Annotated in this window: 21 protein-coding genes and 1 tRNA gene; 12 read left to right on the top strand and 10 right to left on the bottom strand. The window is 68.7% G+C overall.

What is annotated here, in order from left to right; genetic code table 11:
- Position 1: 1 nt before the first annotated feature.
- Positions 2 to 1459 carry a benzaldehyde dehydrogenase gene (locus BM355_RS09325; RefSeq protein ID WP_091697658.1) on the top strand — a complete coding sequence of 486 codons (1458 nt, stop codon included), beginning with the start codon at positions 2 to 4 and terminating at the stop codon, positions 1457 to 1459.
- A 101-nt stretch (positions 1460 to 1560) separates the two neighbouring features.
- Positions 1561 to 1797 (top strand): hypothetical protein, encoded by a 237-nt coding sequence (locus tag BM355_RS09330; RefSeq protein ID WP_091697660.1) that lies wholly within the window; start codon positions 1561 to 1563, stop codon positions 1795 to 1797.
- 16 nt (positions 1798 to 1813) lie between these two features.
- On the opposite strand, the gene BM355_RS09335 is transcribed toward BM355_RS09330, so the two are convergent.
- Positions 1814 to 2731 (bottom strand): TspO/MBR family protein, encoded by a 918-nt coding sequence (locus BM355_RS09335; protein ID WP_245760712.1) that lies wholly within the window; start codon positions 2729 to 2731, stop codon positions 1814 to 1816.
- 79 nt (positions 2732 to 2810) lie between these two features.
- A complete protein-coding gene (locus BM355_RS09340) occupies positions 2811 to 3284 on the bottom strand; it encodes an acyl-CoA thioesterase (RefSeq protein WP_091697662.1) in 474 nt (157 codons plus the stop codon).
- Between the two features lie 102 nt (positions 3285 to 3386).
- On the opposite strand from BM355_RS09340, the gene BM355_RS09345 reads away from it, so the two are divergent.
- Both BM355_RS09345 and BM355_RS09350 read left to right on the top strand, forming a co-directional pair.
- Positions 3387 to 4595, top strand: coding sequence for a YihY/virulence factor BrkB family protein (locus BM355_RS09345; protein ID WP_177227907.1), 1209 nt, complete (start codon positions 3387 to 3389; stop codon positions 4593 to 4595).
- 93 nt (positions 4596 to 4688) lie between these two features.
- The gene (locus tag BM355_RS09350; protein ID WP_091697667.1) at positions 4689 to 5468 is read left to right on the top strand and encodes an SDR family oxidoreductase; all 780 of its coding nucleotides are present in this window, start codon (positions 4689 to 4691) and stop codon (positions 5466 to 5468) included.
- A gap of 101 nt (positions 5469 to 5569) precedes the next feature.
- Here BM355_RS09350 and BM355_RS09355 read toward each other — a convergent pair whose 3' ends face one another.
- Together BM355_RS09355 and BM355_RS09360 are read right to left on the bottom strand one after the other, a co-directional pair.
- Entirely contained in the window at positions 5570 to 6865 is a 1296-nt protein-coding gene (locus tag BM355_RS09355; RefSeq protein ID WP_091697670.1) for a thermonuclease family protein, read from the bottom strand.
- A 125-nt stretch (positions 6866 to 6990) separates the two neighbouring features.
- Complete coding sequence (locus BM355_RS09360; RefSeq protein WP_245760713.1) at positions 6991 to 7701, bottom strand: YoaK family protein; 711 nt, start codon at positions 7699 to 7701, stop codon at positions 6991 to 6993.
- 82 nt (positions 7702 to 7783) lie between these two features.
- Between BM355_RS09360 and BM355_RS09365 the strand changes: the two genes are divergently transcribed.
- From BM355_RS09365 to BM355_RS09380, 4 genes are all read left to right on the top strand, one after another.
- Positions 7784 to 8155, top strand: coding sequence for a hypothetical protein (locus BM355_RS09365; RefSeq protein ID WP_091697672.1), 372 nt, complete (start codon positions 7784 to 7786; stop codon positions 8153 to 8155).
- Positions 8156 to 8230: 75 nt separating this feature from the next.
- Positions 8231 to 8557, top strand: coding sequence for a hypothetical protein (locus tag BM355_RS09370; RefSeq protein ID WP_091697674.1), 327 nt, complete (start codon positions 8231 to 8233; stop codon positions 8555 to 8557).
- The gene (locus BM355_RS09375; RefSeq protein WP_091697676.1) at positions 8554 to 10512 is read left to right on the top strand and encodes an alpha/beta hydrolase; all 1959 of its coding nucleotides are present in this window, start codon (positions 8554 to 8556) and stop codon (positions 10510 to 10512) included. Before BM355_RS09370 ends, BM355_RS09375 begins: the two co-directional genes overlap by 4 nt.
- Before the next feature lie 118 nt (positions 10513 to 10630).
- A complete protein-coding gene (locus BM355_RS09380; protein ID WP_143109466.1) occupies positions 10631 to 11155 on the top strand; it encodes a hypothetical protein in 525 nt (174 codons plus the stop codon).
- Positions 11156 to 11226: 71 nt separating this feature from the next.
- Here BM355_RS09380 and catA read toward each other — a convergent pair whose 3' ends face one another.
- From catA to BM355_RS09395, 3 genes are all read right to left on the bottom strand, one after another.
- Positions 11227 to 12111, bottom strand: coding sequence for a catechol 1,2-dioxygenase (gene catA / locus BM355_RS09385; protein WP_091697680.1), 885 nt, complete (start codon positions 12109 to 12111; stop codon positions 11227 to 11229).
- Between the two features lie 160 nt (positions 12112 to 12271).
- The gene (locus BM355_RS09390; RefSeq protein ID WP_091697682.1) at positions 12272 to 13375 is read right to left on the bottom strand and encodes a mandelate racemase/muconate lactonizing enzyme family protein; all 1104 of its coding nucleotides are present in this window, start codon (positions 13373 to 13375) and stop codon (positions 12272 to 12274) included.
- A complete protein-coding gene (locus BM355_RS09395) occupies positions 13372 to 14358 on the bottom strand; it encodes a LysR substrate-binding domain-containing protein (protein ID WP_091697684.1) in 987 nt (328 codons plus the stop codon). Before BM355_RS09395 ends, BM355_RS09390 begins: the two co-directional genes overlap by 4 nt.
- Before the next feature lie 281 nt (positions 14359 to 14639).
- On the opposite strand from BM355_RS09395, the gene BM355_RS09400 reads away from it, so the two are divergent.
- Complete coding sequence (locus BM355_RS09400; protein ID WP_177227908.1) at positions 14640 to 16256, top strand: SLC13 family permease; 1617 nt, start codon at positions 14640 to 14642, stop codon at positions 16254 to 16256.
- 73 nt (positions 16257 to 16329) lie between these two features.
- On the opposite strand, the gene BM355_RS09405 is transcribed toward BM355_RS09400, so the two are convergent.
- Positions 16330 to 17022, bottom strand: coding sequence for a LytR C-terminal domain-containing protein (locus BM355_RS09405; RefSeq protein WP_177227909.1), 693 nt, complete (start codon positions 17020 to 17022; stop codon positions 16330 to 16332).
- 126 nt (positions 17023 to 17148) lie between these two features.
- On the opposite strand from BM355_RS09405, the gene BM355_RS09410 reads away from it, so the two are divergent.
- From BM355_RS09410 to BM355_RS09420, 3 genes are all read left to right on the top strand, one after another.
- A complete protein-coding gene (locus BM355_RS09410; protein WP_091697688.1) occupies positions 17149 to 18057 on the top strand; it encodes a Cof-type HAD-IIB family hydrolase in 909 nt (302 codons plus the stop codon).
- 74 nt (positions 18058 to 18131) lie between these two features.
- The gene (locus BM355_RS09415; RefSeq protein ID WP_091697690.1) at positions 18132 to 19193 is read left to right on the top strand and encodes an isopenicillin N synthase family dioxygenase; all 1062 of its coding nucleotides are present in this window, start codon (positions 18132 to 18134) and stop codon (positions 19191 to 19193) included.
- A gap of 292 nt (positions 19194 to 19485) precedes the next feature.
- Positions 19486 to 19959, top strand: coding sequence for a hypothetical protein (locus BM355_RS09420; protein WP_143109467.1), 474 nt, complete (start codon positions 19486 to 19488; stop codon positions 19957 to 19959).
- Positions 19960 to 20049: 90 nt separating this feature from the next.
- Here the strand turns inward: BM355_RS09420 and BM355_RS09425 are convergent, their stop codons facing one another.
- Both BM355_RS09425 and BM355_RS09430 read right to left on the bottom strand, forming a co-directional pair.
- Entirely contained in the window at positions 20050 to 21867 is a 1818-nt protein-coding gene (locus tag BM355_RS09425; protein ID WP_143109468.1) for a sunset domain-containing protein, read from the bottom strand.
- A gap of 196 nt (positions 21868 to 22063) precedes the next feature.
- Positions 22064 to 22148 (bottom strand) — tRNA-Ser (locus BM355_RS09430).
- Between the last annotated feature and the right edge of the window lie 27 nt (positions 22149 to 22175).

Genomic DNA, 22175 nt, shown 5'->3' on the forward strand with positions numbered 1-22175 from the left:
CATGTCTGTTCTTGATCCGTCTGTCTGGGGCGGGAAGATCTACACCGATGGTTGGACCACGGGTTCGGCTGAGTCTGCGGAGGTGATCGAACCGGCCACCGGGTCCGTGCTGGGCACCGCCGGGATGGCCACCGCTGATGATGTCCACGCCGCGGCCACCCGGTCCGCTCAAGCTCAGAAGGCCTGGGCGGCCACCAAGCCAGAGGAGCGGGCGGCGATCATGCGCCGGGCCGGGGAGTTCTTCGAAGCCAACGCCCAGGAACTGGGTGAGTGGGTCCAGCGCGAGACCGGGGCCATCGGGGCCAAGGCTGGATTGGAGACCCATGTGGCCGCCAACGAGTGCTTCGATGCAGCGGCCCTGCCCCACCACGCCGCCGGCGAGGTGCTCACCTCCGATGCCGACCACTGGTCCTTCGCCCGCCGTCAGCCAGCCGGGGTGGTCGCGGTGATCTCCCCATTCAACTTCCCGCTGATCCTCTCCATCCGTTCCGTGGCCCCGGCACTGGCCCTGGGCAACACCGTGATCCTCAAACCCGATCCGCGCACTCCGGTCTCCGGTGGCGTGATGATCATGCGGGCCTTTGAGGATGCCGGACTGCCGCCCGGTGTGCTCCAGCTGCTGCCCGGTGGAGCCGATGCCGGGATCGCCCTGACCGAGGCCCCCGAGGTGCGCATCGTCTCCTTCACCGGATCCACCCCGGCCGGACGCAAGGTCGGGGAGGCCTGCGGACGCAACCTCAAGCGCGCCCACCTGGAGCTGGGCGGGAACAATGCGTTGATCGTGCTGCCCGGGGCAGATGTAGCCGCAGCCGCCTCCGCTGGAGCCTTCGGCGCGTTCCTGCACCAGGGACAGGTCTGCATGACCGCCGGCCGCCACCTGGTCCACGAGTCCTTGAAGGACGAGTACGTCGCCGCCCTGCGGGAGAAGGCCGAGAATCTGCCCGTTGGAGACCCGATGAGCGGACAGGTCGCCCTGGGCCCGATCATCGATGAGCGCCAACGGGACAACATCGACAGGATCGTCCGAGCCGCTAAGGACGCCGGAGGCTCCATCGAGGCCGGAGGCACCTACGAGAACCTGTTCTACGCCCCCACCGTGATCGCCGGTGTGGGACCGGACAACCCCGCCTGGGACGAGGAGATCTTCGGGCCCGTGGCCCCCGTGGCCTCCTTCGACTCGATCGAGGAGGCCGCCGAGCTCGTCAACGCCAGCGAGTACGGACTCTCCGTGTCCATCCTCGGAGACGTGGGTCAGGCGATGAAGCTGGCGGATATGGTCCATTCCGGCAAGGTCCATATCAACGAACAGACCGTCATGGACGAATCCAACGCCCCCTTCGGTGGCGTCGGAGCCTCCGGCACCGGCTCCCGGTTCGGCGGCTACACCGCCAACATCGAGGCCTTCACCGAGACCCAATGGCTCACCGTCCGACCCGACATCGCCCCCTATCCGTTCTGATCGGCACCGCTGCGGGCGGCCATACCTGGCCGTCCGCAGCCTGCGCGGTGGACACTGGGAGGCAGGTCGGACCGTGAGCCAATCGACGTCAGGAGGACCCCATGACCACCCTGCACCCAGAGATCCCGGAGGGATCGGGCACCGAGGACCTCACCGTGGCCTCTGCGCCGACCTCGCCCCTGCCCGGCGAGGGTCTGGAGCCCACCCGGGCCCCGGCAGAAGACGATCAGCGCGAGCCCTTCACCTTCCCGGACAGCGACGCCGCCGGCGGGATGGACATCGTGGATGAGTGGGACCGGGAGTCGTTCCCGGCCTCGGATCCGCCCTCGAACTACTGAGCAGCGGCGCCGACCGTCAGGCGCGGCGGCCGTCCACGGGGTCGCCGTCCCCGTCGAGGGCGTCCAGGATCAGGTCGCGAGCCTCTCCGGTGGCCGAGCGGCGGGAGAGCCACAGGGAGACCGCCCAGGCGATCATCACGATCACCGCGGCACCGGCGGCGGTGATCGCCACCGAGGCCGAGTTCAGTCCGGTCCCGTCCGAGCGGCCCACTGCCACCCAGACCAGACCCCAGGCCAGACCCACGGCGGGCATGAGCCGACCGCCGCTGTACACGGCGGTGAAGGCACCCACCAGGGTGGCCACCACGATCATGATGTTGGTCCAGACGATCGGTCCCAGGGGCGAACCGGTCCAGCCCATCGAGGCCAGCCAGGCGGCCACGTTGGCGACGGTGGCGATCGAGACCCAGCCCAGGTACAGGCCCTGCACGCCGTCCACCAGGATCCGCTCGCCCCAGGCGTTGACGCGCAGGTTCTCCTTGATCACCAGGATCCGGCACAGCACTGCCAGCAGCACGGCGATCACCAGGACACTGATGGCCAGCCAGCCGGCCTGCACGGTCCAGATCCACAGCGAGTTCAGCAGGATGCCGGCCAGGATCCAGGGGCGCAGGCGGTCATGCCGAGCGCTGTCGGATGAGGGCAGGAACTGCCAGACGGTGTAGGCGATCAGACCGAGGTAGATCACGCTCCAGATCGAGAACGCCGTGGAGGCCGGTGCGATCCAGGTGCCGTCCGGGCCCAACCAGCCACCCGCCGCATCCTGGATGGGGGTCCCTCCGAACGCGCCGGCGCCGAAGGCCGCGGTGACGATCGCGATGACGGTCAGGGCCGCCGTCGTGACCTTCCCGGGGAGAGTGGACAGGAAGCCGCCACGTCCGCCGGAGCCGGAGGCGGCGGGGCGGTCTGCGGTGCTGGCGGGGGTGGAGCTCATGGTGCTGCCTCCTGCTGGGACGCCGGCCGGGCCGACACGGTTGGTCAGGCCCAGCGTAGTCGCGAACGGGTGGAACCGGTCAGGAGCGCGCGGCCTCGGCGTCCGTGCCGCCCTCGGGCCAGGTCCACTCCTGCAGATGCGCGCGTTCGGCATCGGTCAGCGGACGGGCACGATGGTCTTCGCCCAGCACCACCATCACCGTGTCCACGGTGAACACCGCGCGGCCGTCCTGGTGCCCTTGCTGGCGCAGGGTGTAGGAGGAGGTGCCGACCCGCACCACGCCCACGTGCATGGTCAGCTCCGGGCCGTAGTGCACCGGCGCGTGGTAGTCCACGGTCTGCCGGGCCACCACTCGAGCCTCGCGTCTGCCGTCATCCTCCCGCCCGGCGGTCTCCAACGCGAAGCGCACGCGCGCCTCCTCGGCCAGGGTCACGATCCGGGCGTTGTTCACGTGCCCGTAGAGGTCCTGATCCGACCACCGCAGCTCCAGCGGGAAGGTGTAGACGGGGGCCTCGGCGGGCTGGTCCGACTGCTCACGGGGATGCTGGTCCATCGATCTCCTCAGGTCTGACGCGCGGGATGTGCTGAGATAGGAGTCAAGCAGATGTTCAGACTGCAGGACAGATCGCCACCACACATCCGGAGAGGACACCCCGTGTCGACCCAGAACCACATCGATGAGACCTTGGACACCGCAGACGCGCCCGCGGCGGACAGCAAGAAGAAGCCGCAGACGCCCGTCAAGCTCAAGGGCACCAGCTGGAAGTACGCGTTCAAGCGCGCCGTCAAGGAGTTCACCGCGGATGGCGGCACCGACCTCGCGGCCATGCTGACCTACTACACGGTGCTCTCGCTGGCCCCGGCGCTGTTGGCGATCTTCTCGATCGTCTCCCTGGTGCTGGCCAACAACGCGGACACCGTGACCGGACTCGTGGACGACGTGGTCACGCAGTACGTCCCCGCCGACTATCAGGGTCTGGTCACCAACCTGGTGGAGACCATGACCAGTTCGGCCACCGGCGGCGTGATCGCGCTGATCATCGGTATCGCCACCGCACTGTGGTCCTCCTCGGCGTACGTCAAGGCATTCTCCCGCTGCATGAACACCATCTATGGCCGCACCGAGGGCCGCACCCTGATCAAGCAGACCGGCACCATGCTGCTGACCACCCTGGCCATGCTGCTGGGGATCGTGCTGATCCTGGTCTCCATCGCCCTGAACGAGACCGTGGTGACCGCAGTGCTGGGCCCGATCGCCGAGCCGCTGGGCCTGGGCGGGATGCTGACCTTCCTGACCCAGTCCTTCCTGCCGATCTGGGCCTGGGCCAAGTGGCCGTTCATCCTGGCACTGGTGATCGGCATGATCGCCCTGCTGTACTACACCACCCCCAACGTCAAGCAGCCCAAGTTCACCTGGATCAGCATGGGCGCCGTGGTGGCGATCATCGGCATCGCGATCGCCGCGGTGGCCCTGTCCATCTACTTCGCCCAGTTCGCCGGGTACAGCTCCTACGGGGCGATCGGCTCCGTGATGGCCCTGCTGTTCGCACTCTGGGTGTTCAACATCGTGCTGCTGCTGGGCGCCGAGGTGGATGCCGAGGTGGAGCGGGCCCGCGAGCTGCAGGCCGGTATCCCCGCCGAGGAGTCCATCCAGCTGCCGCCGCGGGACACCGCCAAGGTGGAGAAGATGAAGGAGACCCGCGATCAGCTCGAGACTGAGGGCCGGATCCTGCGCATGACCCACGGCGAGCAGTCCTCCGCAGACTCGCAGTCCGGCCTGGGTGAGCCTGGCGGCGACCGCCCCGGCGCGGTGGGGCCGAACCTGGGCGCCACCGGACGCGGCTCCAGTGCCGCGAACGACTGATCGACCCCCCGGAATATTCTTCAAGTTTGAACAGTTCGGTCAGATGACTGCGGAGATCCCCTTCTCGGCACCACCAACGAAAGGTCGACTCCCATGACACTTCAGGACAAGTCCGTCATCATCACCGGCGCAGGCTCGGGCCTCGGCGCCGCAGCCGCCGTCTCCATCGCACGCCAGGGCGGGAAGCTGACCCTGGTGGACATGAACGCGGACGGCCTGAAGGCCACCGAGTCCGCCGTCAAGGAGGCCGCACCCCAGGCCGAGGTCCTGCTGGTCACCGCCGACGTCACCGACGAGAAGCAGGTCCAGGACTACGTGGACCAGCATGTGAAGGCCTACGGTGCCATCGACGGCTTCTTCAACAACGCCGGCATCGAGGGCAAGCAGAACCTGACCGAGGACTTCACCAACGCCGAGTTCCAGAAGGTCATCGCCGTGAACCTGACCGGTGTCTTCCTGGGCATGGAGAAGGTGCTGAAGGTGATGGGCGAGCAGGGCCACGGCGCCATCGTCAACACCGCCTCGGTGGGCGGCATCCGCGGCGTGGGCAACCAGTCCGGATACGCCGCCGCCAAGCACGGCGTGGTGGGCCTGACCCGCAACTCCGCCATCGAGTACGGCCAGAAGGGCGTGGTCATCAACGCGATCGCCCCGGGCGCCATCATGACCCCCATGGTCGAGGGATCCCTGCGTCAGATGGGCGGGGACAACTGGGAAGAGGTCGGCAAGGAGTTCGTCCAGCCCAACCCCATGAAGCGCTTCGGCAAGCCGGAGGAGGTCGGCGCCCTGGTGGCCTTCCTGCTCTCCAACGAGGCCGGGTTCATCAACGGCACCGTCATCCCGATCGACGGCGGCCAGCACATCAAGTACTGATCCTCGGGCCTGAACTTCACGGTCAGATTCCCGACGACGGCGGGGCACCTTCCCGGACCACGGTCCGGTGGGTGCCCCGCTGCTCTGTTGTCAGGGGTCGATCAGCCGCAGGGCTTCCAGACCTGACCGCCCGGCGCGTAGCAGCGCGGGCCGGTGTAGCCCGGGAAGTCGGCATCTGTCCCGTAGCCCGAACCGCCCGGCGCAGGCCTCGGTGCGAGCTTAGGGGCCGGCTTCGGTGCGGGCGCAGGTGCCTGTTGGCGTGGAGCCGGGGCCGGCTGGCGTGGAGCAGGACGCGGGGCCGGCGCCTGCTGCTGCCGCTGACGAGCAGCTTCACGCTCGGCAGCCGCCCGCCGCTCAGCCTGGATCTTGGCCTGACGCTCGCGCTCGGCCTGGGCCTTCTTGGCGGCCTCAGCGCGTTCCGCCTCGCGCTTCTTCGCCTCGGCCTTCTCCTGGGCCGCTCGTTTCTCGGCAGCCTTCTTCTCCGCCGCCCGCCTCTCCGCGGCCTTCTTCTCCGCCGCGATCCGCTGCTCGGCAGCCTGTTCGGCGCGCTGCAGATCGCCCTGATAGCCCCGGGCGTCAGCCAGCGCCGCAGTCACACGGGGCTGGAGCTGTTCGGCGCGCTTGCCGTAGGCGGCGTGCAGATGCGGCATTCCCGCACTGCCGACCAGACCGAGCATCGCGTCCAGCCCCTCGCCCGCGGCGATCACCGGTGCCACAGCCGCCAACGCTGAAGCGATGGCCGCCGGATCGGTGGGGATCTCATCCAGCGGGAGCGCCTCGAGCGGTGCCAGGGCCGGCTCGTGGGCTGGCAGGGTGCAGTCGATCTGGGGATCGAACAGCCCGTCGCCGGCGGCCTCGGCCTCCTGCTGCGCCTCCCAGACCTCGTCGTAGAACTTGCGGTTCGGCTCATACAGCACCGCCACGCCCAGACCCGCGCGCGCCAGGTCGGCGTTGACCAGTGAATCGTCCTTGAACACTCCGGCCAGGGTGCGCCCGTAGCGGTCGGTCCGCTCGATGTCATACTCCAGCTTCACCCGGTCTCCGGGCTCGAGCAGGTCCTTGAGCATCTCCGTGGCCTCGGGGCCCATGCACTGCACCGGCTCCTGCGGGTGCTTGGTCTCCGGGGTGTCCACATTGAGCAGACGCACCGTCTTCTGCTCACCGGCGATCACCCCTTCGAACGTGTCACCGTCCACCACCCGGACCACGGTGGCCCAGGTGTCGTCCTTCGCCCGCTGGCTCTGGTTGACGGCGAAGGCGCCACCGGCACCCAGCACACCGACCACCAGGACCGTTCCGGTGCCGACCTTCCACCACGATGTCTTCTTGACGGCCTCTGCCGCCACCTCTCCCGCAGGACTCAGGATCGAATCCTCACCGGATGCGCTGCTGTTCACGTGTTCCTCATGTCTTCAGTTGTGACGCCCGATGCCCCATTGCGACCGGGCACTCCCATTCTCGCCGAGCAGCGGTGCCCTTCCGCTCTTCTGAGGTCAGATGTCACCGTTGTCCCGAGGTGACACTACGAACTGGTGACGGCGGACCGCTGAGGAGAGGTGGCGCCGAGCGCACGTGAGCGCCAGGTCAGCAGCACCGCCGGAACAGTCAGCAGACCCACGGCCACCCAGAGCGAATGCAGTCCGATCTGCGTGTAGGTCCAGGATCCGGCGAGCGCCCCCAGAGCGATGGCGCCCCACAGCACCAGGAACCTCAGCCAGGCGGTGGGGTGACCGCCGGTCAGGGCCATGGCCAGGTGCTGGCCGGTCTTCACCAGGGTCCCGGTCATGTAGGTCAGCCCGACGGTGACCTCTCCCCCACGGGTGAAGGTGCTGTTCACCGCGCCCATGGCTGCGGCCACGGCCGGCGGGACGGCGGCCTGGGTTCCCGGGACCATCGCCAGCACGGCTGAGAGCACCAGAAGCGCCCACGAGGTCCAGACCGCCAGGGTCCGAGGCGAGTTCTCTCGGCTCAACCCGCTCCGACGGTCCTGCAGCTGCAGCGCCAACGAGGAGATGACCACGCCGACCACGAAGAACGCCACCAGGCCCATGGCCTTGGCCCAGCCCCAGGGATCACCCTGCACCAGGTCGGAGCCGGCCCGCGTGGAGTTGCCGGACATGAAGGAGACGAAGTAGCCGCCCAAGTGGATGAAGGCCAGCCCGTCCACGAACCCGGCGGTGGCGGTCAGGCCGGCGGCCAGCAGCGCCTGACGGCGGGACAGTCCATGGGCCACAGGTCCTCCTCGGGCATCGCGACGTGCGGATCAGCAGATCTCGCCCCTCACCTTACGGTCGCCGTCAGGTCAGAATGGACGCATGAGCACGAAGACCACAGCGCAGAAGCTGTTCATCAAGCCCGGCGACACCCTCTTCCTGGCCGGCGGCAACCAGGGCCTGCACGCGCTGCTGGACCCCCTGCCAGAGGGCACCGAGGTGACCGGACAGATCGACCAGGCCTCCGCCGTCGTGCTCTTCGCCCAGGACCAGACCACGCTGGATGGCCTGCTGGACGACTGGCTGGATTCCGGGGCCGGAGCACGGGTGTTCTGGATCGGCTACCCCAAGGGCGGACGTTCGGACCTCAACCGGGACTCGATCTGGAAGGATCTGGAGTCGCGCGGAGGGACGCTCAACGCCAACATCTCCCTGTCCGAGGAGTGGTCCTCGGTCCGCGTCAAGACCGGCTGAGCCCCTTCGATGGGGAGTTCTCCCCATCGCGTCCAGGTGCCCGAACCGCAACGATGGGATCGGGAAGGGGGCCACATGTCCTACGAGGTCACACCCGGAATCATCCACGCAGTCCTGGTCGACGTCGCCGCTGACGGCGAGAGCCTGCGCGGTAGCGCCGAGATGGCCACGACCGCCGGCGACAATGTCAGCGGCCAGTTCGGCACAGCTGCAGAGGTCTCCTCCGCCTTCTCAGCGTTCTGGGCGTCCCGCAATGACGTCGGCACGAGGATCGCCGCCCTCGTGCTCCGCAAGGCTGGCTGTGTCGCCACCGCAGCGGAAGCCTTCATCGATGCAGACGGCGAGATGACCGACGCCGCATCCACCGCACTGTCCAATCTGCCGGCTGTGAGTGGATCGTGACGACGCTGGCATCTTTCCCTCACATCGAGGTCCCGTGGACGGATCTGGACGAGGCTGCCCACGACATGGCCAGCCACGCCGAGAAGGCCGACGAGTATCTCGGCGATGCACAGATCGCATGGTCCCGGCTGCGGTCGGGGTATCAAGAGGCCCAGACTCAGGCGCAGGTCTACGCCGGTCTGGACGACCTCAGTACCCCTGCCGCAGAGTGGTCCGCAGCCCTGGTGGCCGCCCGAGACGCGCTGGTGGACTTCGCCTTCACAGGCCCCTCGTTGCAGAACGAGTCCGAGGCCCTCACCCAGCTCAAACCGTCTGTGGAGGCTCAGTTGGCGGCAGCCACGGGGTCGGACGACCCCTCCGTCATCGCAGCGGCCGAAGCCGCCGCGGCCGCGTTCAACGGTCGTGCCACGGCCCTCACCACCTCGTGGGACAACTGTGTGGCCGAGACCGCAGCCGCCCTGCAGTCCATCACCGGCGGAGACGGTGCCGACCTGCCCAGCACGGCGGCCCTGGACAGCCTCGCCCAGTCCGGCTGGGCCACCTTCACCTCGGGCCTCAATGAGCGCTTCGGCACCGTCACCCCAGCCCAGCTGTTGGCGTCACTGCGCGGACTGAGCGACGATGAACTGCGCGCCTGGGCCGACGCCAACCCCGAGGCGGCCCAGCTGCTCGCGAACAACGTGCTGATGGGGCCGTTCGTCCCCGGTTCCGCCGAAGACATCATGAACAAGGCCATGTCTGGAGACGCTGCTCTCACCGAAGAGGGCATCGCGGGCATCCGGACAGCTTTTGCAGGCCTCCCGGACCACGAGCAGGAACGGCTGCTGCTGCTCTACCCCGGCGTCTTCGGCAATCTCAACGGCATCCCCTTCTCCCAGCGGGTCACCGCCAACACCATCAGCGTGGCCGGCCACCGGGAAACTGTCGCGCAGGCGCGACAGGAGCTTGGATCCGAACCGACTCTGCAGGACTTCTTGGACGAAGCCAGCGGGACCCACCGGGCGGACTACCACCAGGCCTACAACGCATGGCGAGCGGCCCACGCAGCCTGGAGCGCTGAGGATCAACGACTGACCGCCCTGGCCCAAGGCCTGGACTATGCCCTGGACCATGACACTCAGGTGCTCTACGTCTCGCTGGAAGGCGATGGCCGGATCGCCACGATGGTGGGCACTCCCTCGGCGGACACCCAGATCGCCTCGGTCATGGTGCCCGGAACTGGCGCTGATCTGGGCAGCCTCGAGTCCTACACCGACAAGCTCGACGCCGTAGACGGAGCTGAGGGAGATGACCGTATCTCGATCTACTGGCAGGGCACCGATCTGCCCGACGAGATTCCGGACAACCTCACCAGCAGCTACAACGAGCAGGGTGCGCCTCACCTGGCAGCCTTCGACCGCGCACTGGACCTGGAACTGTCCCCGGACGTGCGCTCGACCTACATCGGGTACAGCGCCGGCGGCTCACTGCTGGGTACGGCCGAACGGGAGGGCTTGGACTCGACCAATATCCTGTACGTGGCACCTGCAGGAACGGGGCACAACGTCTCCAGCCCTGGTGACACCGCCAATCCCGACGCCCACCGATACCTGCTGCAGACCCGTGACGATCCGATCGCCTACGCCCAAGGCTTCGGCGGCGGCTACCACGGCGGATCCTTCCTCGAGGGGTCGAACCCGGTCCACCAGATGGGTGCCACGCGGCTGGAGACCGGATTCAAGGACCCCACCGATCCGACCAGCGTCATGGACGGCCACACCGACTACTTCATCCCTGGCTCGACCTCGGCGCAGAACATCCAGGGCGTCATCGAAGGGACCCAGGTCTCCGAGTTCGTGCCCTACGAACACCACTATGGCTTCGGCTACAGCTACCTGGAATCACCCCTGGAGACCCGTCCCGAGGACTACACCGACGGACAGCTGCCGACTGTGCCCACGGATACCCTGGAATGAGGACTGCACCTGCCATCGAGGGGCTGAACCCATGACCACCCGACCTCAATGCCGACCGCGCACCCTCGGCGTCGCGATCGCAGCCCTGTTGACCACCACTCTGATCGGAGGCTGCTCCATGGATTCCACCACCGGAGAGACCACCCCGGACGCGGTCTCCACGGCCTCGGACCACCAGCACGCACTCGAGGAGCTGCTCTCGCCCCTGCCGGATCTGGCACCAGAGGGCTCGCAGGTCCAGATCACCCAGTTGCGTGAGACCACATGCCTGCGTCCTGAAGCCGAGGCGCCGCAGACCGAGACCTCCTGGGTGGGGGTGGTTTCCGGTGCCGTCCCGTCCGGTGCGGCCGGCTACCAGTCCCAGCTCGTGCAGCAGCTCGAGGAGGCCGGATTCGAGGTCCGCAACACCGTGGCGGGCCCCACCGACGGCGGATCCGGACAGAACGGGGACCTCACCACCACCTACACCCGCCGCGGTGAGCTCTCCGCCGTGGTCACCCACTCGCTCAGCGGCGGCACGGACCAGGTCGAGCTGCTGGCGAAGTCCCCGTGCCAGCCACACCCTGAGGACCATCAGATGCTGCGCTCGGAGCTGGATCCCGAGTACGGCCTGTCCAGCAGCCTCTACCCCGACGGACGGTGAGATGCACAGGACCCCCGGAGCATGCGGCTCCGGGGGTCCTGATGGTCAGGGCGACGCTGCCCTGAGGCGGGTCACTCGCCCGGGACGGTGTCCGGGGTCTGTGTCGAGACGGGGTCCAGACGCACGTCATAGGTGGTCTGCACGCCAGTGCCGGACTCGGCCGGCTGGATGTCCAGCATCAGCTCAGGCTTGACCGCGGTGGCGATGTCGTCGTCGTTGTGCTCGTCACCCGGGAAGTACAGCTGGGCGGTGAGCAGCTCATGGCCCTCGGCCGAGAACTTCAGGTGCAGGTGGGCCGGACGCCAGGCGTGCCAGCCGGCGGCGGCGATCAGCTTGCCGCAGGCGCCGTCCGTGGGGATCTGGTACGGAGCGGGCTGGACGGTGTCGATCTCGAAGTTGCCCTGATCATCCGCGTGGAAGGTGCCGCGCAGGTTCCACTCGGGCAGGTCCGGGGCGAACTGGGAGTAGAAGCCCTCGGCGTCGGCGTGCCACAGCTCGATCTTGGCGTTCGGCAGCGGGGTGCCGTCCGTCGAGGTGATCTGGCCCTTGAACAGCAGCGGGGTGCCCGACTCGTCCTCACGCATGGGGATGGTGCGGTTGTCCTGCGGCTGCGGGGCGTCCGGCACGTAGTACGGTCCCTCGATCGAGCCCTTGTTGCCCTCGCGGTGGCTGGTGGCCACCTCCTCCACGGAGTGCTCCAGCCACACGTCCAGGAACAGCGGCCATTCGCCGTCCTCGCCGACCTGGATTAGCCAGGACTTCAGCGCGTTGTACTCGTCGTAGGTGACCTTCTTCTCCAGGACGATGTCATTGGCGGCCTGGATCAGGGCCGAGGCCAGCTCGTTGACGCGGGCCTGATCGGCCACGGCATGCCCGGTCTTGCCGGACTGGCGGAAGCGGTCGGTGGCGGCTGCGCCGGAGGCGGCGGCTGAGGCCTCGTGCTCGTTGGGGGTCATGGTCAACCTTCCTGGGGTCGGTGTCTGGGTGCGGGTTCCGGTGAGATCCCGGTCACACCCTGTGCTGTGAGCCTAGGGTCACGGGTCAAGAGTGGGTAGGTCGAGTTGCGCGGCCATTGAGACGACCAGCGTCTGGATGGCCCGACGACGGCCCCGCACCTCAGCGATCGGTGCGGTACCGCTCCAGCTTGGCCTCGTCGATCCCGGCACCCACGCCGGGCTCGTCGCGGACGGAGATCCGGCCGTCCTGGATGGTGATCGGCTCGGCCAGCAGGTCATCGGACATGTCCAGGAAGTTGGAGAGCTCTCCCGCCCGGCGCGAGGTGGCCTGGTGCGCCGCGCCGAAGGTGACGGTGGCCAGGGAGCCGACCTGGGTGTCGATCTGGTTGCCCATGGTCACGTCCACACCGAGGCCGGTGCACAGTCCCAGGATCTCAGTGGCCTCGGTGAACCCGGACCGTGCGGTCTTGATGCAGATGGCGTTGCAGCCACCGGAGAGCAGCTCGCGGGAGACGTCTCCGGCCGTGGGCACGGATTCGTCGCCCACCACGGGAATGGGTGAGTGCTCCACCAGGCGGCGCCGGCTCATGGCCTCCTTGGCGTCGCAGGGCTCCTCGAGCAGGCTCAGCCCCAGCCCCTCGGTGCGGCGCAGCACCTCCATGGCCTCATTGGCGGTCCAGCCGCGATTGGCATCCAGGTAGAGCTCCACGTCCTCCCCCAGGCCCTCGCGCAGCACGTGGCAGGCCTCGATGTCCAGGCTCAGCGGACGGCGTCCGACCTTGAGCTTGAAGGTGGTGATCCCGTGCTCCTGGCCGAAGCGCAGGGCCTCGTCCAGCAGCTCCTGGGCGGGCTTGAACCCGAGCATGTGGCTGACCCGCATGCTGTCCGTCCAACCGCCGAGCATCTTGTGCACCGGGGTGCCCAGCGCCTTGCCGGCGGCGTCCCACAGGGCGATGTCCACGGCGCCCTTGGCCACCTGGTTGTGGATGGTCCGGTGCATCACGGCATGGACCTTCTCCCGGTCGAACACGTCCAGACCCACGATCTGCGGAGCGAAGACCTCCTCGACGATGGTCTTGATCGAGGTCTGGGTCTCACCGTAGGTGTAGGGACGTGGCGGGGCGTCGGCCTCGCCCACCACACCCTCGTCCGTGTGGACCCGGATGAGCACGTGGTCGGCGGTGTGCACCTCGCCCGAGGCGAACTTCAGCGGGTGGTGGTACGGGATGGCGTAGGGGATGGCCTCGATGCGCTGGATCTTCACGGTGTCTCCGGTTGGCTGGATGGATCGGATGGATCGGACAGGTCAGGGGCCGCCGGCGCGCCCTCCACGGGGGCCAGCGGTGAGGCGAGCAGGTCCTGCCGGACCTGGTCGGCGGCTCGGTGGGCGATCGCCTGGAAGGCAGGGATCAGGGGCGAGGTGGCGCCGGCCTTCCAGGCCAGCGAGAGCCCGACGGCGGGAGCATCGGCGAGCGCTCGATAGGTGACCCGGGCCGCGGTGGCCGGCCGGGCGCCGTCGGGAACCAGGGCCACTCCCATGCCCGAGGCGACGAAAGCCAGCAGCGTGGAGGTCTCCGTGGCCTCCTGCACGATCCGGGGACGGAACCCGGCCCGGCGGCAGGCCTCCCAGACGATGGAGGAGACTGCGGACTGGCGCGGGTAGCCGACCAGGTCCTCACCGGCTAGGCGCTCCAGCTCCACGGGCCCGGACTCGGCGGCCAACGGGTGCGCGTTGGGGATGGCCACCAGCAGCCGGTCCTCGGCCACCTCGTCCAAGGCCAGCTCGGTGGACTCCACGGGAGGACGCAGCACGGCCACGTCCAAGCGGTTCTCCAGCAGCGCCTGCTCCATCTTGGGGGTGAGCAGCTCGCCGATCACGTGCAGGCGCACGCCGGGCAGCTCGGTGCGGGCCAGACGGACGATCGAGGGCATCAGGCGGTAGGTGGCTGAGCCGGCGAATCCTACGCGGAGCACGCCCGCGGCGCCCTGGCCGACCTCGCGGACATCGGCGATCAGGTCCTCGGCATCGGCCAGGAGCTGCCGGGCCCGGTCCAGCAGCAGACGCCCGGCGTCGGTGAGATCCACCTTGCGGGTGGTGCGCTCCAACAGCTGGACGCCCAGCTCGGCCTCGATCTGCTTGATCTGCTGGGACAGCGGGGGCTGGGCCATGTGAAGGCGCTCAGCGGCGCGGCCGAAGTGACGCTCCTCGGCCACGGCCACGAAGTAGCGCAGCTGACGCAGGTCCATGGCTCCTCCTTCGGTCGGTCCGGTGGCCCGGCGTGTGCCGGACCTCACGTCAGAGCGTAGGTCCGCACACCGGGCGGGGTGAAAGACCCATCCAGGCCGGTTTGAGACGCTCGACCTCTCAATGTGTGGTGAATGTGTACTTCTGAATCTTGATCAGGCATCCTACGGTGAATCTCATCACCTGGACGCGTGAGGTGGTCCACACGCAACGCTTGCCCGCATGACGAACGCTGTGCCGCCCCACACGCCGGGTCCCATCGCTTCTACACACCGAGGTCCTCATGTCCGTACCACAGAACCCCTCCGCGGCGGCCGCTGAACGCAGCCCACGCGACACTGCCCCTGCCGCGCACGCCCCGGATGCCCATCAGGCAGTCGCTGACGATGCGGCCGCCACCGCCGCCCAGGCCGACTCCCTGGACGCCGGCGGCAAGCGCAACTGGTGGCTGCTGGCCCTGGGGCCGGTGGCCGGCCTGGTGCTGGCACTGGTGTTGCCGGCGTCGTTGTCCTTCGAGGGCCGGGCCGTGGCCGGCTGTGCCCTGTGGATGGCGATCTGGTGGATGACCGAGGCCGCGCCGATCCCGGTCACCTCCCTGCTGCCGCTGGTGTTGTTCCCGCTGTTCGGCATGGCGCCGATGAAGGAGGTGGCCGCACCGTACGCCGACTCCGTGGTGTTCCTGGTGATGGGCGGCGTGATCCTGGGCCTGGCCACCGAGAAGTCCAACCTGCACCTGCGCGTGGCGCTGCTGACCATCCGCACGATCGGCACCAAGCCGGCGCAGATCGTGCTGGGCCTGATGGTGGCCTCGGCGTTCATCTCCGCCTGGGTGTCCAACACCGCCACCGCCGTGATCATGGTGCCGATCGCCGTGTCCATCCTGACCCTGGTCCGCCGCGTGGACCCTGCCGCGGCCGGCCCCAAGTTCGCCGCCTCCATGCTGCTGGGCGTGGCCTACGGCGTGACCATCGGCTCCACCGCCACCCTGATCGGCCAGCCGCCGATGGCCCTGATGAAGGCCTACCTGGGCGAGTCCCAGGGCTTCGACATGGAGTTCGGCCAGTGGATGCTGGTGGGCGTGCCGTGGGCTGTGGTGATGCTGTTCGTGGCCTGGCTGGTGCTGACCAAGCTGGTGTTCCGCCCCGAGGCCAAGGTGATCCCCGGCGGCGCTGAGATGATCCGTGACGAGCTGGCCCAGATGGGCCGGATGACCACCCCGGAGCGCCGGGTGGGCCTGATCTTCCTGGTGGCCATCTTCTTCTGGGTGTTCGTGCCGTTCATCGCCGACATCCCCGCCGTGGCCGAGGCCATGCCGTGGCTGGGCTCGATCTCCGACACCCAGGTGGCCATGGCCGCTGCGATCGCCTGCTTCCTGGTCCCGGCCCAGAAGCGCTCAGTGGACGCCAACGGCACCCCGCTGCTGCGCTGGTCCGCCTCCAAGGAGATCCCCTGGGGCCTGCTGCTGCTCTTCGGCGGCGGCCTGTCCCTCTCGGCGATGTTCTCCGCCACGGGCCTGTCCCAGTGGATCGGCGAGCAGGTGGGCGGGCTGTCCGGCGTGCCCAGCTGGGTCATCATCCTGGTGGTCATCATCGTGGGTCTGGGCCTGACCGAGCTGACCTCCAACACCGCCACCGCCGCCGCGTTCTTCCCGATCTTCGGTGCCGTGGCCGTGGGCCTGGGCATCAGCCCGATGCTGATGACCATCGCCGTCACGCTGGCCGTCTGCTCGGCCTACATGCTGCCGGTGGCCACGCCGTCCAACGCCGTGGCGTTCGGCTCCGGTGAGGTCTCGATCAAGCAGATGGTCCGCGCCGGCGTCTGGCTGAACGTGATCTCACTGGGCCTGGTCATGCTGGTCATGTACACGCTGGTGCCGCTGGTGTTCGGCGTGAGCCTGTAAGGACGGCACCTCGCCGCCTCACCTTCCCGGCGACCCTGCCGAGCGGCCCTCTGACTCGCCCTGACCGGGTGACTCAGGGGGCCGTCGTCGTGGTGGAGGCAGACGAGGTCTGCCCCTCGGTGTCCGGCTCGGGGCAGAGCAGCGGCCCGGCGGTGGTGTCCACGGCGTCCTCGGCCACCAGCTGCTGGTAGCGCACGCCCAGCACGAGGTCCACGGAGTCATCCTCACGGTCATCGGGCTGGAACTGGGTGCCCTCGATCATTCGCTGCACGGCCAAGGCGGTGTCCTGTCCCTCCGGGCCGGCCGTGACCACCCCCACGCGCTGCTGGTTCCCCAGGCGCTTGTTGCCCACGGTGCCGATGGTGAACCCCCTGGCCTCGAGGTCGTTGGCCACCTCACCGGCGAGCCCGCCGATCGAGGTGCCGTTGTACACGTGCACCGTGGAGGCCTGGCTGAAGGAGACCGGATCCACGGGGCAGGACAGCGGGGCCGGCGGGGGCGCCGCCTCCCAGCCGGGGATCTCCCAGTTCCCCCGCAGCACCTGCCAGGCCGCCAGCAGCACGCCCACCAGCAGCAGCACCAGGACCACGATCACCGCCGCGTGCCGACGCCTCCGCCGGCGGCGCACCTGGGCGGCCGCACGCGGATCCTCCTGTTCGAAGTAGCGGCCCAGGTCCTCCTCGGTGAAGATCCGCTGTCCGTGCCATTCCTTGTGGGGCGCCGGCTCACCGGGCGCGCGGGAGGACGGCGTGGGTGGGGTGGACACCGGCTGATTCTCCTTCGGATGCGGTCGGGAGCCTACCCGCACAGACTATCCCGACTGTGAGTCGCGTCTCATCTGCAGATTTCGGCGCCCGGAGCCTCACCTGGCTGCGGGTGGCAGGCTGGTGCCATGCGCACTCTTCCCCCGGTCGGCCTCCTGCTGGATGTGGACGGCCCCCTCGCCTCCCCGCAGACCCGCGCCGTCCCGGACGGCATCCTGCACACCCTGGTGGAGCTGACCGACCGCGGCATCCCCGTGGTGTTCAACACCGGCCGTTCCGCCCAGTTCGTGCTCCACCAGCTGCTGGCTGCCCTGCGCGAGGCAGGCCTGTCCCCCACCGCCCGCGTGCACGCCGTCTGCGAGAAGGGAGCCGTCTGGTTCTCCGCGGCGCATCTTCCGGACGGCCCGCTTCCAGAGGTCACCCCGGCGGGGTCGGTCCCGGAGTGGATCCGTCCCGACGACGGCATGCGAGTCCGAGCCGACCTCGCCGAGCGCTTGGCTCAGCAGATCCGCGAGACGCACGGCGAGAGCATGTTCTTCGACGACACCAAGCTGGCCATGGTCAGTGCAGAGATGACCGTGGGACTGGCGCTGGAGGACTACCGTCCGGCGCAGGCCGAGTTCGAGGAGTTCGCCCAGGCGGCGCTGGCGCAGGCCGGGCTGTCCACCGCGTTCCAGGTGGACTCCACGATCATCTCCTCGGACATCGAACACGTCCGCAGCGGCAAGGACCTGGGCGCCGAGCGGGCCTGGGAGCTGCTCTCGGCCGACGGGGAGATGCCGGTCCGCTGGATCACCTGCGGGGACTCGCGCACGGACTATGCCATGGCCGAGTGGCTGCACGCGAGAGGTGCCTCCGTGACCCATGTGGACGTCCGGCCCGGGGACGGTGTGCCGGAGACCGCCTACCCGGTGCTCACGCCGGCGGACCTGGCGACCGAGGGGTTCGGCCGTGAGGACGCGATCCATGAGGAGGCCGGTCAGGCGCTGCTGGAGCAGACATTGTCCCGGATCACCGGCTCGATGACCAGAAGATGACGGCGTGACGTCACGGGGCGTCGCGCGAGGCAACCCGCGCTGGGAAGGGGTGCCGTCGTCGTTCACTGGTGTCCATGACTTCTGACACCGCAACCCTCACTGCCCCAGCGGACACCGCCGAGCTGGAGATCCCTGTGCTCTCGCTGGCCCGGATGCGCCGTGAGGATGGGTCCTTCAACCCGGAGTTCCTGGATGAGCTGCGCCACGCGGCACACCACGTGGGGTTCTTCCAGATCGTGGACTACGGGGCCGCCGAGGGCCAGGTCGACGAGCTGTTCCAGGTCAGTGCGGACTTCTTCGCCCGGCCGGAGCAGGAGAAGCTGGCGCTGCACAACCAGAACTCACCGCACTACCGCGGGTACTCCAGCGTGGGCGCCGAGCGGACCCAGGGCCGTCCGGACTCACGGGAGCAGATCGACTTCTCCCCCGAGCGCGCGCCGGTGCCGGCCGAGCAGATCCAGCCCGGTGAGGACTACTGGGTGCTGCAGGGCCCCAACCAGTGGCCGGCGGACATGCCCCAGCTGGAGCGCACCGCCATGGAGTGGACCGCACTGATGGACCGCGTGGGCGAGGACCTGCTGAAGGCGCTGTCCGTGGCGATCGGGCTGGACGAGGACCACTTCGCCGAGGCGTTCACCGGCAACCGTGCCTGGATGGCCAAGCTGGCGCACTATGTGGGCGGGGTGAAGGAGGCCGGCACGCAGGGCGTGGGGCTGCACGCCGACTACGGGTTCATCACCCTGCTGCTGCAGGACCAGGTCGGCGGGCTGGAGGTGCGCCCGTACGGTCAGGACAAATGGCTGCCGGTGGAGCCGATCCACGGGGCGCTGGTGGTGAACCTGGGCGAGATGCTCGAGGTGGCCACGAACGGCTACCTGATGGCCACCATCCACCGGGTGATCGCCCCGGACCAGGGTGTGGACCGGTACGCGGTGCCGTTCTTCTACTCCCCGCGCCTGGACGCCGTGATCGAGCCCGTGGAGCTGCCGGCCGAGCTGGCCGCTGCCGCACGCGGGGCCTCGGACGACCCGGAGAACCCCATGCTCTCCTCGTTCGGGGCGAACATGCTCAAGGGCTTCGCCCGGGCTCACCCGAAGGTCACCGAGAAGTTCCACCCGCAGCTGCTGGCGCGCTGAGCACCCCTTCGGCCGCTTTACAGCACCAAGACGGTTCTTGCGAGCCCCTGCATGGCCCGGTAGAACCGTCTTGGTCCTGTTGAGCCCCGGACGCTCCTGCGCAGACACCGGCAACGCTCTGTCCCTCCTCGGCGGCAGCCACGTCAGTGGCCCAGCAGGATGAGCGCTCCACACCATGGAGCATGCGCACATCCGACCTGCACCGCGGGGCACTCGCAGACCCCCTGGTCCGGGCCGCCGCCGATGTGATCTGCCGGGTCCCGCTGGAGAGGCACTGTCCGTGGTGGACAGCGTGCTCAGGGGACGCACAGCTGGCGGCCGACGGCTCACCGCGCCCGAGATCCCGCACTGGATCGACCTGATTCCCGTCCGATGCAAGCTGGAACGGGCCACGCTCGCCATCGAGCTCGGTGATGCACGTGCAGAATCCCGGGGCGAAGCAACCTCACACGCCCAGATCTGGGAGGCAAGGCTGCTGATGCCGGGGCTGCAGACCACTCACAGTCTGGAGGACGGACGCCCCGTCCGCCCGGACGTGGAGTGGTGCGAGGCCGGAGTGTTCGGCGAGTTCGATGGACTCATCAAGAACAGCCGGTCCGCCTCCCTCTCCCGTCAGAGCACCCATCAGGTCTTCGTGGAGGAGCGGCGCCGTGAACGAGCAATGGACGGGGCAGGCCGCCGGGTCATCCGCTGGACCTGGGCCGACGTGAAGGTTCCCGGGCGTGTCCCGGGCTGGCTGCTGGCGGCCGGGGTGCCCCTCCGTTGATGCCCCGGCAGCGCAGGGACGACTGTGCCCCGGTGGCCAACGTGGTCACCCGGGCACAGTTCGGGCCGTCAGGTCCTCAGGAGGAGACGTTCATCGCTTCGAGGCCCGATACCCCGCCGCCTCGGCTGCCGCCCGAGTGGCGAAGCACTCCTCGGCTCTGGTGACGGCGTAGTACGCCCCTCCGGGGACGTGATAGATGCCGGAGTTGGCGTTGCCCTTGATCGGGTAGGCCGCAGGGCAGCTTCCCGTGGAGGTGGGCGGCGTCTGCGTGGCCACACGAACAGTGGCGGAGGTCCGGGCGACGGTTCCATAGCCGGCCTTCGAGCCGGTCACGCGCACCGAGATGTTCCGGCCCACATCAGCTGAGGTGAGTCGGTAGCTGGTGCCCGTGGCTCCAGGGATCGCCACTCCGTTGCGCAGCCACTGCTGGCGCAGCGTGGTCCCGGAGGTCCAGGTGCCCCGGGCGGCACTGACCGTGTACCCGGCGCGGGCCGTGCCCGAGAGCTTGGGCGTGGGGGCCGTCAGCACGCCCAGCGCCACAGCACCCGTCCTCGAGCTGACCGTGGTGACGGTCGTGTATCCGGCTTTGGAACCGGTCACTCGCACGGAGATGTACTTGCCACGGTCGGCAGCTGTCAGCATGTACTTGGGGCTCGTGGCACCGGTGATCGGCACACCGTTGCGCAGCCACTGCTGGCGCAGCGTGGTCCCGGAGGTCCACGTGCCACGGAGCGCGGTCAAGGTCTGCCCCACGCGCACTGTGCCGGAGATCTTCGGGGCCGGTGCGGTCAGCGTGCCCAGGGAGATCACCGCGGTGCGGGGAGTCAGCTTCGTGACGTTGTCGTACCCCGTCTTGGACGCTGTCACCCGGACGGCGATGCGAGCACCACGGTCAGCAGCCGTCAACGTGTACTTGTAGCCGGTGGCACCGGTGATCGGCGCACCGTTGCGCAGCCACTGCTGGCGCAGCGCGGTCCCGATGGGCCACGTCCCGCGCAGCACGGTCAGGGTCTGCCCCACCCGGGTCGCCCCGGCTATCGTGGGGTTCGGTCCGGTCAGGACGCCGGGCGAGACGGCAACGGTCGCTGGCGTCAGCTTGGTGACGTCCGCGTGTCCGGGCTTGGATGCGGTCACTCGAACGGCGATGCGAGCACCACGGTCAGCAGCCGTCAACGTGTACTTGTAGCCGGTGGCACCGGTGATCGGCGCACCGTTGCGCAGCCACTGCTGGCGCAGCGCGGTCCCGATGGGCCACGTCCCGCGCAGCACGGTCAGGGTCTGCCCCACTCGGGTGGTTCCGGCGACCGTGGGATCCGGGCCGATCAGCACGCCGGCGGCAACCACACTGGATGCACCGGCCGCGCTGGCCACGGCCGGGATTGTGCACCCGCCGCGTGAGCCGCTGATCTGCACGGTGATCGACCGGTTAACGTCCGTCACACCCAGCGTGTAGGTGGGCTGGGTGGCGCCGATGATCTCCACGCCGTCGCGCAGCCACTGGTAGTGGATGGTCGAGCCAGAGGGCATCGGACCCGGAACGGCGGTCAGGGTCTTCCCCAGAGCGGCCTGCCCCTGGACGACCGGCCGAGTCAGCTGTGACTCGAGGATCTGGACGGGACCGACCCCGTTTGTGTCCGCAGCAAAACCGTTCTGCGTGATGCGAGCGGAGATGATCGAGCAGGTGTCCTCGAGGACCAGGCGGTAGTCCGCACCCGTCGCTCCAGACAGTGGAACCCCGTCACGCATCCACTGGATCTGGCTGGTCGGATCCAGCTCCCCGGCGAGGGAGAGCAGCTGTCCGACCACGGCGTTGCCGACGACCTCTGGGGTGGTGACCGTGAGGGCCTGGGACGGGGCAGCGCTGGCAGCGCTGGGAGTGGCCGCGAAGGCCGGGACGGCACTGGGCACCATCAAGGAGCAGACCAGTGCAACAATTCCCAGAACATGCTGGGATCTTATCAAGGGGCGAACCATACACTCATTATCGCCCACGTATCAACCTCTACGCGCCAGCGGCTCCCATGTCGCCGCGAGCTGGAGTCGTGGCCTGTCAGATGCGAACAGCCCCGGCGACTCAACCGAGTCACCGGGGCTGTTCCCACTGCGGAGGATGGGGGATTTGAACCCCCGAGGGCGTGAACCCAACACGCGTTCCAGGCGTGCGCCATAGGCCGCTAGGCGAATCCTCCTCATGTACTCACACGCCGATCACCGGG

This window comes from Micrococcus terreus (assembly GCF_900116905.1).
Lineage (GTDB): Bacteria > Actinomycetota > Actinomycetes > Actinomycetales > Micrococcaceae > Citricoccus > Citricoccus terreus.

Excerpts from the sequence above, each read along its gene's own strand:
- BM355_RS09325 (WP_091697658.1), top strand. The coding sequence starts at position 2 with ATGTCTGTTCTTGATCCGTCTGTCTGGGGCGGGAAGATCTACACCGAT.
- BM355_RS09330 (WP_091697660.1), top strand. The coding sequence starts at position 1,561 with ATGACCACCCTGCACCCAGAGATCCCGGAGGGATCGGGCACCGAGGAC.
- BM355_RS09335 (WP_245760712.1), bottom strand. The coding sequence starts at position 2,731 with ATGAGCTCCACCCCCGCCAGCACCGCAGACCGCCCCGCCGCCTCCGGC.
- BM355_RS09340 (WP_091697662.1), bottom strand. The coding sequence starts at position 3,284 with ATGGACCAGCATCCCCGTGAGCAGTCGGACCAGCCCGCCGAGGCCCCC.
- BM355_RS09350 (WP_091697667.1), top strand. The coding sequence starts at position 4,689 with ATGACACTTCAGGACAAGTCCGTCATCATCACCGGCGCAGGCTCGGGC.
- BM355_RS09365 (WP_091697672.1), top strand. The coding sequence starts at position 7,784 with ATGAGCACGAAGACCACAGCGCAGAAGCTGTTCATCAAGCCCGGCGAC.
- BM355_RS09370 (WP_091697674.1), top strand. The coding sequence starts at position 8,231 with ATGTCCTACGAGGTCACACCCGGAATCATCCACGCAGTCCTGGTCGAC.
- BM355_RS09380 (WP_143109466.1), top strand. The coding sequence starts at position 10,631 with ATGGATTCCACCACCGGAGAGACCACCCCGGACGCGGTCTCCACGGCC.
- catA (WP_091697680.1), bottom strand. The coding sequence starts at position 12,111 with ATGACCCCCAACGAGCACGAGGCCTCAGCCGCCGCCTCCGGCGCAGCC.
- BM355_RS09395 (WP_091697684.1), bottom strand. The coding sequence starts at position 14,358 with ATGGACCTGCGTCAGCTGCGCTACTTCGTGGCCGTGGCCGAGGAGCGT.
- BM355_RS09400 (WP_177227908.1), top strand. The coding sequence starts at position 14,640 with ATGTCCGTACCACAGAACCCCTCCGCGGCGGCCGCTGAACGCAGCCCA.
- BM355_RS09410 (WP_091697688.1), top strand. The coding sequence starts at position 17,149 with ATGCGCACTCTTCCCCCGGTCGGCCTCCTGCTGGATGTGGACGGCCCC.
- BM355_RS09415 (WP_091697690.1), top strand. The coding sequence starts at position 18,132 with ATGACTTCTGACACCGCAACCCTCACTGCCCCAGCGGACACCGCCGAG.